Origin of the sequence: Nocardiopsis changdeensis, assembly GCF_018316655.1 — a bacterium.
Classification (GTDB): Bacteria; Actinomycetota; Actinomycetes; order Streptosporangiales; family Streptosporangiaceae; genus Nocardiopsis; species Nocardiopsis changdeensis.
In genome coordinates, this window is the sequence record NZ_CP074133.1 from 5,119,906 (window position 1) to 5,132,326 (window position 12,421).

Annotated in this window: 12 protein-coding genes; 4 read left to right on the forward strand and 8 right to left on the reverse strand. The window is 75.6% G+C overall.

Annotation, left to right across the window (positions count from 1 at the left end; genetic code table 11):
• Position 1: 1 nt before the first annotated feature.
• The 6 genes from aroB to KGD84_RS23305 form a co-directional block, all read right to left on the reverse strand.
• On the reverse strand, positions 2-1,102 hold the full coding sequence (gene aroB, locus KGD84_RS23280; protein WP_220562519.1) for a 3-dehydroquinate synthase: 1,101 nt from the start codon (positions 1,100-1,102) through the stop codon (positions 2-4).
• Positions 1,099-1,620 carry a shikimate kinase gene (locus tag KGD84_RS23285; RefSeq protein WP_220562520.1) on the reverse strand — a complete coding sequence of 174 codons (522 nt, stop codon included), beginning with the start codon at positions 1,618-1,620 and terminating at the stop codon, positions 1,099-1,101. The genes aroB and KGD84_RS23285 overlap by 4 nt, the downstream gene beginning before the upstream one ends.
• Before the next feature lie 57 nt (positions 1,621-1,677).
• On the reverse strand, positions 1,678-2,859 hold the full coding sequence (gene aroC / locus KGD84_RS23290) for a chorismate synthase (protein WP_220562521.1): 1,182 nt from the start codon (positions 2,857-2,859) through the stop codon (positions 1,678-1,680).
• Positions 2,860-2,903: 44 nt separating this feature from the next.
• Complete coding sequence (locus KGD84_RS23295; RefSeq protein WP_220562522.1) at positions 2,904-3,848, reverse strand: prepilin peptidase; 945 nt, start codon at positions 3,846-3,848, stop codon at positions 2,904-2,906.
• A 70-nt stretch (positions 3,849-3,918) separates the two neighbouring features.
• Positions 3,919-4,626 carry an SseB family protein gene (locus KGD84_RS23300; protein ID WP_220562523.1) on the reverse strand — a complete coding sequence of 236 codons (708 nt, stop codon included), beginning with the start codon at positions 4,624-4,626 and terminating at the stop codon, positions 3,919-3,921.
• Positions 4,627-4,674: 48 nt separating this feature from the next.
• Complete coding sequence (locus KGD84_RS23305) at positions 4,675-5,184, reverse strand: MarR family winged helix-turn-helix transcriptional regulator (protein ID WP_220562524.1); 510 nt, start codon at positions 5,182-5,184, stop codon at positions 4,675-4,677.
• A 145-nt stretch (positions 5,185-5,329) separates the two neighbouring features.
• Here KGD84_RS23305 and KGD84_RS23310 point away from each other — a divergent pair, with 145 nt between their 5' ends.
• The 4 genes from KGD84_RS23310 (at position 5,330) to KGD84_RS23325 (ending at position 10,398) form a co-directional block, all read left to right on the forward strand.
• Entirely contained in the window at positions 5,330-5,872 is a 543-nt protein-coding gene (locus tag KGD84_RS23310) for a YceI family protein (RefSeq protein ID WP_220562525.1), read from the forward strand.
• Positions 5,873-6,203: 331 nt separating this feature from the next.
• Entirely contained in the window at positions 6,204-6,506 is a 303-nt protein-coding gene (locus tag KGD84_RS23315; protein WP_220562526.1) for a DUF2470 domain-containing protein, read from the forward strand.
• 207 nt (positions 6,507-6,713) lie between these two features.
• Entirely contained in the window at positions 6,714-9,419 is a 2,706-nt protein-coding gene (locus tag KGD84_RS23320) for a protein kinase domain-containing protein (protein WP_220562527.1), read from the forward strand.
• 64 nt (positions 9,420-9,483) lie between these two features.
• Positions 9,484-10,398: an aldose 1-epimerase family protein gene (locus KGD84_RS23325; RefSeq protein ID WP_220562528.1), complete on the forward strand. Its 915-nt coding sequence runs from the start codon at positions 9,484-9,486 to the stop codon at positions 10,396-10,398.
• An 89-nt stretch (positions 10,399-10,487) separates the two neighbouring features.
• Here the strand turns inward: KGD84_RS23325 and KGD84_RS23330 are convergent, their stop codons facing one another.
• Both KGD84_RS23330 and KGD84_RS23335 read right to left on the reverse strand, forming a co-directional pair.
• Complete coding sequence (locus KGD84_RS23330; RefSeq protein ID WP_220565259.1) at positions 10,488-11,057, reverse strand: nucleotidyltransferase family protein; 570 nt, start codon at positions 11,055-11,057, stop codon at positions 10,488-10,490.
• Between the two features lie 155 nt (positions 11,058-11,212).
• Positions 11,213-12,373 carry an XdhC family protein gene (locus KGD84_RS23335; RefSeq protein WP_220562529.1) on the reverse strand — a complete coding sequence of 387 codons (1,161 nt, stop codon included), beginning with the start codon at positions 12,371-12,373 and terminating at the stop codon, positions 11,213-11,215.
• Positions 12,374-12,421: the final 48 nt, after the last annotated feature.

A 12,421-nucleotide genomic window follows, 5' to 3' on the forward strand; every position in this document is an offset into this window, starting at 1 on the left:
TCTAGTGGCTCCCCGGAACCGGGGCGTCGCCCGCGACGGCGGCGTAGGCCGCGTCGAGCAGCTCCGGCGCGGGCCCGGCCAGGATGGCCGGCTTCGCGAGGCCGTCCAGGACCACGAACCGCAGGGTGGCGCCGCGGGCCTTCTTGTCGACGCTCATGGAGGCGCGCAGCCCCGGCCAGGCGGCGGCCCCGTAGGAGACGGGCAGGCCCACGGAGGTGAGCAGCTCGCGGTGGCGGGCCACCAGGTCCGCGTCGATGCGCCCGTCGAGCCGGGCGAGCTCCGCGGCGAAGACCATGCCGATGGAGACGGCGTACCCGTGGCGGAACGTGTAGTTCTCGGCGCGCTCGATGGCGTGCCCCAGGGTGTGGCCGTAGTTGAGGATCTCGCGCAGGCCGCTCTCCCGGAGGTCGCCGGAGACCACCTCCGCCTTGACCCGGATGGCCCGTTCGATGAGCTCGCGGGTATGGCGGCCCTCGGGCAGGGCCGCCCCCTCGGGGTCGTCCCCGACCAGGTCGCAGATGACGGGGTCGGCGATGAACCCGGCCTTGATGATCTCGGCGAGCCCGCCGATGTAGTCGGCCCTGGGCAGGGTGGGCAGGGTGGCCAGGTCGCACAGCACCCCGGCCGGGGGGTGGAAGGCGCCGACGAGGTTCTTGCCCTCGGGCGTGTTGATGCCGGTCTTGCCGCCGACGGCGGCGTCCACCATGCCGAGCAGGGTGGTGGGGACCAGGACGGCCCGCACGCCGCGCAGCCAGGTGGCGGCGACGAACCCGGCCAGGTCGGTGGTGGCGCCCCCGCCCACGCCCACGACGGCGTCGCTGCGGGTGAAGCCGTTCAGCCCCAGCCGGGTCCACAGGTCGGCGGCGACGGCCGCGGTCTTGGCGGCCTCGCCGTCGGGGACGGGCATGGGGTGGACGGTGTACCCGGCGGCGCGCAGGGCGCCGGCGACCGGGCGGGCGACGGCGTCCAGGCCCTCGGGGTGGATCACCGCGACGCGGGAGGCCTCCCCGACCAGGGAGGGCAGCTCGGCGAGCACGCCGCTGCCGACGACGACGTCGTAGCGTCCCGCGTCGTCGCCGACGCGGATGCGGGTGGTGGTCACGGGGCGGCCTTCCCGGTGTCGAGGGTGGGCACGATGGCGTCGACGATCTCCTCGGGGTGGAATCCGGTGGTGGGCACCGTCACCGTGGCGAGGGACTCGTAGACCGGCAGCCGCTCGTCCAGGAGCTTGCGCAGCCGGGCCCGGGGGTTGCCGACCAGCAGGGGCCGGGCGGCGTCCATGCCGACGCGCTTGGCGGCCTCGGCGAACTCCACCTGGAGGTAGACCACGTGGTGGTCGGCCAGGTCGCGGCGGGTGTCCTCGTCCAGGACGGCGCCGCCGCCGACCGCGATGACGCCCTCCCAGGAGCGCAGCCCCTCGGCGACGACCTCGCGCTCCAGCGCCCGGAAGTGCTCCTCGCCGTCCTCCAGGAAGATGTCGCCGACGGGCTTGCCCGCCCGCTTCTCGATCTCGGTGTCGGTGCACAGCAGGTCGGCGCCCAGGCGGCGGGCCAGGGCCTCCCCGACCGTGGACTTGCCCGAGCCGGGCGACCCGATCAGGACCGCGATCGCTCGTGACACGCTACTTCCCACCTTCGTCTCGGTCCCGGGGCCCGCCGGCGGCGGGCCCCGGGCGGGTCAGCGGATCTCCAGGGAGTCCAGGTAGCCCCGGAGGTTGCGGGCGGTCTCCTCGACCGAGTCGCCGCCGAACTTCTCGATGGCGGCCTCGGCGATGACGAGGGCGACCATCGACTCGGCGACCACGCCGGCGGCCGGGACCGCGGTGACGTCGCTGCGCTGGTGGTGGGCCCGGGCGGGCTCACCGGTCTCGGTGTCGATGGTGTCCAGCGCCCGCGGCACGGTGGCGATGGGCTTCATGGCGGCGCGCACCCGCAGCGGGTCGCCGGTGCTCATGCCGCCCTCGACGCCCCCGGCGCGGTTGGTGCGGCGGCGGACCCCGTCGGGTCCGGGCTCGATCTCGTCGTGGGCCTGCGAGCCGCGGCGGGCCGCGGTGCGGAACCCGTCGCCGACCTCGACGCCCTTGATGGCCTGGATGCCCATCAGGGCGGCGGCCAGCCGGGCGTCCAGGCGGCGGTCCCAGTGGACGTGGGTGCCCAGGCCCGGGGGCAGCCCGTAGGCGAGGACCTCGACGACGCCGCCGAGGGTGTCCCCGGACTTCTTGGTGTCGTCGACCTCCTCGACCATGCGGGCGCTGGTCTGCGGGTCGAAGCAGCGCAGCGGGTCGGCGTCGACCGCGGCCAGGTCCTGCGGGCCCGGCTCGGGCGCGTCGTCGGGGACGGAGACCGGCCCCATGGACACCACGTGGCTGAGGATCTCCACGCCCAGCGCCTGTCGGCAGAACCGCCGGGCGACCTCGCCGATGGCGACGCGGGCGGCGGTCTCCCGGGCGCTGGCGCGCTCCAGGATGGGCCTCGCCTCGGTGTGCCCGTACTTCTGCATGCCGACGAGGTCGGCGTGGCCGGGCCGGGGGCGGGTGAGCGGGGCGTTGCGGGCGATGCCGTCCAGCACCTCGGCGGGCACCGGGTCGGGGGACATCACCTGCTCCCACTTGGGCCACTCGGTGTTCCCGACCTCGATCGCGACCGGGCCCCCGAGGGTGCGGCCGTGTCGGATGCCCCCGATGACGGAGACCTGGTCCTGCTCGAACTTCATCCGGGCGCCACGACCGTACCCGGCGCGGCGGCGGAGCAGCGCGGCGGCGATGTCGTCAGAGGTGACGGACACACCGGCCGGGAGGCCCTCCAGAATCGCGACGAGTGCCGGCCCGTGGGATTCCCCTGCGGTCAGCCAACGCAACATGGACCGATCTTTTCACGGATCGGTCCGAGGGGTGGCATCCGGTCTCAGAGTTCGGGCAGCAGGGGTCCGGCGGCCAGGACGGTGGCGAGGGTCGCGGCGAGCATGAAGGGCCCCAGCGGGAAGGTCGAGCCCGGGGAGGCGCGGCGCAGCGCGATCAGGACCAGGCCCACCGCGGAGAAGGCCGCGAACGCCCAGAAGACGGCGGTCAGCGCGCCCAGCGGCCCGGCCGCCCACCCGGCGTACAGGCCGGTCAGCCCGGACAGGCGGACGTCGCCCAGGCCCATCCCCCGCGGGTGGATCCGCCACAGCAGCCAGTACAGGACCGTGACGAGGACCATGCCCAGCAGGGCGTCCAGGAGCCGTCCCGGGGCCGGTCCGTCCGGCGGTGTCAGCGCGGCCAGGGCGATGAGGGCGGCGGCCACCGGGTAGGCGGGCCGGACCAGGGCGTCGGGCAGGCGCTGGACCCGCAGGTCGACGACGGACAGGGCGGAGCCCACCGCGACGAGCCAGAGCACCGCGGGCAGCCACAGGGGCGTCCAGTCCGGGTGCAGGACGGCGGCGGCCCCGGCGAGGGCTGCGGCGGGAACGGCCAGCAGGACGGCCCCGGGGTGGGAGCGCACGGTCTGCTCGCAGTGCGGGCAGCTGCCGCGGCCGCGGAAGGCGCGGTCGGCCACCAGGGGGAACCACCGCCAGAACCGGAGCTCGGCCAGGCAGTGCGGGCAGCGCGGCGGCGGCGGTCCGTCCTCGCCCGGGGCGGGCTCCGGTTCCGGCGCGCCCGCGTGCCCGGCGCGGGCCTGTGCGGCGCCGTCCCTGGTGGCGGCCGCGTCGAGGGGGGCGCGGGTGTGCGGGTCGGCCGGGCCGGCCGGTCCGAACAGGGGTACCAGGCGGCCGCCGACGTGTCCGGCGAGCAGGCCGGCCAGGGCCGTGACCGCGATGACGGCGACCGCCCAGTGGTCGGCGAGGGGCGCGAGCGCCGAGGGGGTGGGCATGATGCGAAGCTACCCGTCGGCGCGCCGCGCCGACAGGCCCGGGCGCCGCCTGTGGAGAACTCCGGGGCCCTCAGTCGGTCTCGCGCCTGGCGCGCACGACCGCGCTGAGCTCGATCCCGCCGGGCAGGACGTGGCGGAGCTCGGCGGCCAGGCGCTCGGCGACGCGGCGCAGGGATTCGTCGTCGCGCTCCTCCAGCTCCAGGCGGATGCCGATGTCGGCCCGCTGGGAGGGGTGGATGCGCACGCGCTCGATGCCGAACTCGGTGTGGGTGACCCGGTAGACCAGGGCCAGGACCTGGGGGTCGTCCTTGGGCTCGGGGACGGTGCCCTGCTCGGCGAGCATGGTCAGGAAGCGGCCCTGGACGGTGTAGGGCACGGGGCCGGACACGTCGATGACCAGGGCGTCGGCGCCCTCCTCCACGGCGGCCTGGCAGGCGTCCTTGGTGGTGAAGGGGACGGGGCGGGCGTCGGAGCGCCAGCGGCGGACGGCGTCGACCGAGGTGAAGGCCAGCACGCCGCGGCGGCCGTCCCTGCCGGTCATGACCGGCACGGCGACCTCGCTGTTCTTGTCCTTGGTGAGCCCGCCGACGCCCTCCTCGGTCTCGGTGGCCACGGCGACCACGGGGATGAGGACGCGGGAGCCGCTCAGGGCGGCCAGCACCTGGCGGTCGCCGATCTCGCCGGCGGCGTGGGCGCGCAGGCGGGATTCGACCTCGGGGTCGGCGCTCCCGTCGTCGTCACGGAAGTTCTGGGCGCCGATGATCGTTGGTCTGCTCACGACCCCCGACTCTACCCGGGCGGGGGTCCGGGCGGGGCGGCGTCGCGCTCACCCGTCACCGACGGTGGCCCGCTGGACACCGGGGCGCCGCCCGGCGGCCGCCGGGGTGTCACCGGCCGGCTCCAGGGCGGCGAGGAGGCCCTCCAGTTCGGCGGTGCGCAGCGGTCCGAGGCGGTCGAACATCAGGGCGCGGACCCGGGCGGCGTGGCCGGGGGCGACCTCGGCCAGCAGGCGCGCCCCCTCGTCGGTGAGGACGGCCCACAGGCCGCGCCGGTCGTCGGTGCACTCCTCCTTGCCGACCAGGCCGTCGCGTTCGAGGCGGGCGATCTGGTGGGAGAGGCGGCTCTTGGAGACGATGACGCTGTCGGCCAGGGCCCGCATGCGCATGCGCCGCCCGGGGGCCTCGGACAGGTGCACGAGGATCCCGTACTCGATGAGGCCGAGGCCGCCGCGCCCGCGCAGGTCGCGCTCGAGCTCGTCGTAGATCCAGGCGTTGACGCGCAGGAAGCTCCGCCAGACCCGTTGTTCGCCGTCGTCGAGCCATGCCGGGTTCTCCATGGGGGCGATTCTAGTGGTGGAGGTTGCGTGTGGGGTGTCGACCACATTAGATTCTTCCCAGGAAGATATTTCTAAGGTACCTTGTTCCTAGGCAACAGAAGGGCCCGAGAACCGGGTCCCCGACCCGCGACAGGGAGACAGTCAGATGGCAGCGCAGGAACTCAAGGCCGGCACCTGGAAGATCGACGCCGCTCACAGCACCGTCGGGTTCTCCGTCCGCCACATGATGGTGAGCAAGGTCCACGGGCGGTTCGAGAAGTTCGACGCCACCCTGACCGTGCCCGAGGACCCCGCGCAGTCCTCGGTCGAGGCCACGATCGACGCCACCTCGATCAACACGGACAACGCCGACCGCGACAACCACATCCGTTCGGCGGACTTCTTCCACGTGGAGGACCACCCCGAGTTCTCCTTCCGCTCCACCGGCCTGGCCGCCGACGGCGAGGACTTCGTCCTCAAGGGCGACCTGACCATCAAGGGCAACACCAAGCCCGTCGAGCTGAAGCTGGAGTTCAACGGCTCCACCCTCGACCCCTACGGCCTGGACCGCTCCGGCTTCTCCGCCACCACCCAGATCAGCCGCAAGGAGTTCGGCGTCGACATCGAGATGCCGATGGACGGCGGCGGCGTGGTCGTCGGCGACAAGATCACCATCACGATCGACGCCGAGTTCACCCGCCAGGCCTGACCGGCCCGGCGCCCTGTCCCCCCTGACCCCGGGGACCGGCGTCCGCTCCGGCCGGCGCCGGCCGGAGCGGACGCGCCGTGCGGCCACCCGCCCCTCGGGGGCGGGGCGGGAGGCCGCCCTCCGAAGGCGCCCGCGGACGTCCGTCCCGCGGGCGCCTTCGCCTTTCCCGGGGTCCGCGCGCCCGGCCGCCGGGGCCGACACCGGGTTCTGACGGCACCGGACTTTGACGACACCGTGTCGCCATCTTCGGGAGGGCTCGGCTATCGTCGACCGGGGCGGGACGGTCCCCGCCCCTCGCCCCGCGCACCCGCGCCCGACAGGAAGGCCCGCCATGTCCGGCCCCTTCTCCCCCGAGGTCGTCACCGCCGTCACCGCCCACATGAACGGCGACCACCCCGAGGACACCCTGCTGATCTGCCGCGCCCTGGGCGGGCACCCCGACGCCACCGGGGCCCGCATGACCGGCCTGGACGGGGAGGCCGGGGAGTACGCCGTCACCGTCGGCGGCACCGAGCACACCGTGCGGATCCCCTGGGCCCACCCGCTCACCGAGCGCCCCCAGATCCGGCAGGAGGTCGTGCGGATGTACCAGGAGGCCTGCGAGAAGCTCGGCGTCACCCCGCGCGGCCACTGACGGCCTGTGAGCGAACGGACCCGTACAGCGGGAACCCGGAGGGCGTGACCGGAGTCCTAGAGGGTGAAAGACGGGGAGAGGCGCGCATCGTCGACGGGGGTCCGCGGGCGCACGGTCGACACCGGCCGTCGCCGGGCATCTAACCTGGAGACGGCCCGCCGATCCCGGCCACGACACCCACGCAACCGAAGGACGGCACCGACCTCCATGGTCACGCCCCACACCGGTGACGACAACGCGCCGACGCAACGGATCGAACCCACCGCGCCCACCGCCAAGGCGGACCCCGCCCCGCGGGCCACGCGGTGGGTCACCCGTGTCCTGCGGCCGGGCTCCGGCCGCGACGCGACCCCTCCCACCCGCGTCCAGGGCCCCGGCCCGGCGGCCCCGCCCACCCGGGTGGACCGGCCCGCCGCGGCCACCGCCGGCCCCGGCGCCCCGCGCCCCGGCGGCGACGCCCGCACCCCCTGGTGGCGCACCCTGTTCGGCCCCTTCCTGGACTGGCTGGCCCGCCTCGTCTCCCGGGTCGTCGTCGGCCCGGCCAGCGACCTGGACTACGCCGTCCCCGCCGAGCTGCGCCGCCGCTACCAGGTCCTGGACCGCATCGGCGCGGGCGGCGAGGCCGTCGTCTACCTCGTCGAACCCACCGACTCCCCCGGCCGCCGCCTGGCGCTGAAGGTGTACCGGCCCGGCCACGACATCAACCGCGAACTGCTGGACCGGCTGCGCGCCCGCGGCACCGCCTCCCCGCACACCCCGGCCGTCCAGGGCTACGGCCACGCCAAGAGCTCCTGGGAGGAGGACCTGGCCTGGGAGGCCCAGGAGTACTTCGAGCACGGCTCCCTGCGCGCCGTCATCGACCAAGCCCCGCTGGACGACGCCCGCGCCCGCGCCGTCGTCTCCGCCGTCGCCGAGTGCCTGCGCCACTGGCAGGACGACCTCCAGCACAACCACACCGACGTCAAGCCCGAGAACCTGCTGGTCCGCTCCCTGGACCCGCCGGTACTGGCGCTCACCGACTTCGGCGGCGCCGTCCGCGCCACCATGAGCCGCGTCTACGGCGGCCTGGCCATCACCGAGGACTACGCCGCCCCCGAGGTCGTCGAGGGCCGCCGCGAGGCCCCGGCCGCCTGGTGGTCCCTGGGCGTGATGGCGCACGAGCTGGTCGCCGGCCGCCGCCCCGACCGCGGCGGCAACTGGCTCACCGCCCGCAACTCCGAGGTGGACATCTCCGCCGTCACCGACGAGCACTGGCGGCTGCTGGTGCGCGGACTGCTCGCCCCCTCCCCCGCCGCCCGCTGGGGGTACGCCGAGGTCGCCCAATGGCTGGCCGGGGAGCGGCCCGCCCTGCGCACCGCGCGCCGGCTGCGCCCCATCGTGTTCGCCGGGGCCTCCCACGAGGACCCGCCGAGCCTGGCCTTCGACCTGCTGGACCGCTCCGAGACCGGCGCCCTGTGGCTGCGCACCCACTGGTCGGAGCTGCGCACCTGGCTCGACCGCGAGGTCAAGGACCACACCTTCGACCGCGCCTACCTCACCGGCCTGGACGGCCACCCCGAGCGCGCGCACATCGCCATCAGCGCCCTGGCCGCCCGCTACGTGCCGGGCATGCCGCCGCGCTACCGCGGCCACGAGATCAGCGCCGACGGCCTGCTGGAGCTGGCCACCGGCGAGGCCAGCCGGCACGCCGTGGTGCGCGAGGCCCTGGAGTCGGGCGCGGTGGGCCTGGCCTCCCAGCACTGGTGCCCCCACCCGGGCTGCCGCAGCGACGGCTCGGGCCGCTGCGTCCTGCTCGAACGCGCCCAGCACGAGGTCCCCCTGCTGATGCGCCGGGTCACCGAGACCCTGGACCGCGTCACCGGCCCCGGGGCCGACCGGCCGGACCGGCCCGCCGCCCACGAGATCGACACCACCTGGGCGCGCGCCGTCGAACTGGTCCTGGAACCCGACACCGCCTCCCGGCACCGCGCCCTGCTGCGCCGCCAGTCCTGGCACCCGGCCCAGCGCAGCCCCGCCCCGCACGCCCCCTGGTGGAACGAGCAGCGCCGCACCGGCCTGCGCGACGGCGGCGGCGACCCGATCGCCCCGCGCGCCGCCCTGCTCACCGCCGTGCTGCTCCTCCCCGAGGCCGTCCGCATCGGCGGCTCCATCGCCGACCGCGAACGCGCCGACGGCCGGGCCCGCCGCCAGGACCGGTGGGCCGCGCTGACCGGCTCGGCCCGGGCCCGCTGGGACGAGACCCGCGGCCGGGTCTCCGACGCGCGCCGCCGCCGGGCCGAGGCCGCCACCGGCGACACCCCCGTGGTCGGCGGCACCGCGCCGCAGGACGCCGCCCGCCCCCGCTGGAACCGGTGGGGCGCCGCGCAGCGGCCCGACGACCGGAACACGGGACCGCAGGACCCCGGCGCCGCCCGCAGGCAGCAGGAGCGCGCCGCCAAACGGGTCCAGCGCACCATGACCCAGATCCAGAAGGCCATGTCCGCCGGCAGGTGCCGCCGCTTCGCCTACCCGGCCGCCCTGCTGGGCCTAGTCGACGGGCTGGGCCGGGCGCTGCGCCCGGAGGACGGCTTCTACCCGCAGAGCCCGTTCGTCACCGACGCCTACACCGGGCTGCTCGACGCCGCCCACGGGCCGCTCCTGGGGACGCTGGCCGACGCCGCCGGCGCGGTCACCGGGCTGCTGCCCGGGGAGCTGGGCGCCTCCTGGCCGCTCCCGGTGCTGCTGTCCGTCGCGCTCATCGCGATGGGCCGCACCGCGGCGAGCAAGAAGGACTCTTCGCGGGCGCGCCGCCGCCTGGCCGCGTACCGGATGGCCGTGGCCGGGTCGGTGTTCATGCTCGTGGTGCTGCTGTCCACCGGACTGCTGGCGCTGGGCTCGGGTGTGCTCATCCCGCTCGACGGCCTGCTCGGTTAAGATCTCCCGGTTCGGCAAGGGGCCGGACCACGGTGGGGAACCGGGCACGAGGAAGAGGCCGCACGTGGGAGAGACCATCGAACTGCGCTCGGGGGACTTCGGCGCGCGCGTCGCCGTCGAAGGCGCCGCGCTCCAGGCGCTGACCTGGCGGGGACGGGACCTGGTGTGGCCCTACACCGGAGCGCCCACCGCGTTCCAGGGACAGGTGCTCGCCCCCTGGCCCAACCGGATCGGCCGGGGCCGCTACCGGTTCGGCGGGAGCGAGCACACGCTGGAGGTCAACGACCCCGCCACCGGGTCCGCCATCCACGGCCTGGTCCACGACCGGGTGTGGACCCCGGTGCGGACCTCCGACGCGGAGGCCGTGCTGCACCTGGACCTGCCCGCCACCGCCGGCTACCCCTTCCCGCTGGCACTGGACCTGGCCTACCGGCTCGACGGGGACGGCCTCACCGTCACCACCACCGCGCGCGCCACCGGGGACTCCCCCGCGCCGTTCGGGCTGGGCTTCCACCCCTACCTGGACCTGGGCGAGCCCGTGCGGGACCTGGCCGACCGCGGGGAGCTCACGCTGAGCGCCCCGGTGGCCGCCCGCCAGCCCGTCGACGACCGGCTGCTGCCGGTCGGGGAGCCGGTCCCGGTACAGGGCACCGGCATGGACTTCCGCCCGCCCGGCCGCGGGCTCGGCGACACCGTCCTGGACACCGCCTTCGTCATCGGGGAGCGCGACGCCGACGGCCGGGCCTGGACCCACGTGGACGGGCCCCGCCACCGGGTCTCGGTGTGGTGCGACGCGGGCTTCGGGTACCTGCAGCTGTTCAGCTCCGACACCCTCGCCGGCGCCGACCGCCGCGCCCACCTGGCCGTGGAGCCCATGACCTGCCCGCCGGACGCGTTCAACACCGGCACCGGGCTCATCGTCCTGGAACCCGGCGCGACCACCCGGCACGCCTTCGGCATCACCGCCTCCGCTCCGTGAGGCGCCCGGCGGGGTCCTGAAGGCCCGGAGGAGACGTCCGGGGGCGGCGGGCGGGCCGCAGCGCGGCGGAGGCTCGAAAGAACGCCGCTCTAGCGGCCGATCAGGTCGCGCAGGCGCAGCAGGTCCTCCTGGGTGTCGATGTCCTCGGGGCTGGCGACGCCGTCGCAGGCCACCGGGGTGACCACGTGGGAGTAGGCGCGCAGGAACGGGCGCGCCCCCACGTCGGCGACGGCCATGGCGTGCACCGTGGACCAGTGCTCGCGGCCGATGAGCACCGGGTTGCGCTGGTTGCCCCGGTAGGTGGCCACCGCGGCGCGGGCGCCGTCGGCGTGCGCCGCCACCAGCCGGGCCACCGCCTCGGGCGTGACCAGCGGCTGGTCGGCCAGCGAGATCAGGACCGCGTCGACCCCGTCGGGCAGGGCGTCGATCCCGGCCCGCAGCGACGAGCCCATCCCCGAGGCCCACTCCGGGTTGAGCACCGTCCAGGCGTCGGGGACCGCCGTGTCCGCGGCGCCCAGCACCACCACGACGGGCGCGCAGCCGCCGGCGCGCAGGGTGCGCACCCCCCGGTCGACCAGGCGCTCGCCGCCGACCTCGACCAGTGCCTTGGGCCTGCCCAGCCTGCTTCCGGAACCGGCGGCCAGCAGCAGCCCCGCCACCCGGCCGTGTTCCCCCGTGCCGCTTCCCATGACGCGATGATGCCACGCGCGGGCACCGCGCACCGGCCGCCCGGGCGACCCCGTCCGAAAGTCTTCCCCGTCCCGGTCCGGGCGCCGGGGACGACCTGCGGTTCCGCCCGTCCCCGTGTTCCGGTTCACCTGTCGACGTGACCGAATCCGGCCGGAAGGAAGGGCGCCACGGTGACGTCCCGGTGGATCCGGCCCGTGGTCTCGCTCAGCGCCCGGCCGCTGCCGCCCCAGCGGGAGCGCACCAGCTCGGCGGCGATCGACACCGCCGTCTCCTCCGGGGTCCGCGCCCCCAGGTCCAGGCCGATCGGCGAGTGCAGCCGCGCCAGCTCACCCTCGGACAGGCCCGCCTCGCGCAGCCGCGCCATCCGGTCCTCGTGGGTGCGCCGCGACCCCATCGCCCCGATGTACCCGGCGCGGGTGCGCAGCGCCGCCGTCAGCACCGGCACGTCGAACTTGGGGTCGTGGGTGAGCACGCAGATCGCCGTGCGCTCGTCGACGCGGTCGGCCACCTCGTCCAGGTACACGTGCGGCCACTTGACCACCACCTCCTCCGCGGCGGGGAACCGCTTGGCGGTGGCGAACACCGGGCGGGCGTCGCACACCGTCACCCGGTAGCCGAGGAAGGCGCCCATCCCGGCCACCGCCGCCGCGAAGTCGATCGCGCCGAAGACCAGCATCAGCGGCGGCGGCGCGAACGCCTGCACGAACACCTCCAGCTCGTCCCCGCGCCGCTGCCCGTCCGCGCCGTAGCGCATCAGGCCCGTGGTGCCCTGGGCCAGCATGCCGCGCACGTCGTCGTCCAGGGCGTCGTTCAGCCGGTCGCCGCCCATGTCGCCCTCGGCGTGCCCGGGCCACACGACCCGGCGCCGCCCCACCCGGTCCCCGCCGGAGGGGTCCGACACGACGGTGGCCACCGCCACCGGCTGATGCTCGTCGAGGGCGCCCAGCACCGAGCCCAGCGAGGGGTGGAGCCCGCGGTCCACCGGCTCCACGAACACGTGCAGGGTCCCGCCACAGGTCAGACCCACGCTGAAGGCGTCCTCGTCGGCGACGCCGTAGGTCCGGCGCACCGGCACCCCGGTGCGGATCGCCTCCATCGCCTCCTCGTAGACCGCGCCCTCCACGCAGCCCCCCGACAGGCTCCCGACGACCTCCCCCGAGGCGCTCACCGCCATCGCCGCCCCGGCCGGGCGCGGCGCGCTCTTGAAGGTGTCGATCACCGTCGCGACGGCGAACCTCTCCCCCGAGGCGTACATCTCCGCCACGGCCTCTCGGATATCGCGCACGCGGTCCCCCGCTCCCCGTCGGCTGCCACGTCCTGTGGCCTTCACCAC

What these genes read in the sequence shown, in the direction of transcription:
- aroC (WP_220562521.1), bottom strand. Translation starts at nt 2,859, where the DNA reads ATGTTGCGTTGGCTGACCGCAGGGGAATCCCACGGGCCGGCACTCGTC.
- KGD84_RS23295 (WP_220562522.1), bottom strand. Translation starts at nt 3,848, where the DNA reads ATGCCCACCCCCTCGGCGCTCGCGCCCCTCGCCGACCACTGGGCGGTC.
- KGD84_RS23305 (WP_220562524.1), bottom strand. Translation starts at nt 5,184, where the DNA reads ATGGAGAACCCGGCATGGCTCGACGACGGCGAACAACGGGTCTGGCGG.
- KGD84_RS23310 (WP_220562525.1), top strand. Translation starts at nt 5,330, where the DNA reads ATGGCAGCGCAGGAACTCAAGGCCGGCACCTGGAAGATCGACGCCGCT.
- KGD84_RS23315 (WP_220562526.1), top strand. Translation starts at nt 6,204, where the DNA reads ATGTCCGGCCCCTTCTCCCCCGAGGTCGTCACCGCCGTCACCGCCCAC.
- KGD84_RS23320 (WP_220562527.1), top strand. Translation starts at nt 6,714, where the DNA reads ATGGTCACGCCCCACACCGGTGACGACAACGCGCCGACGCAACGGATC.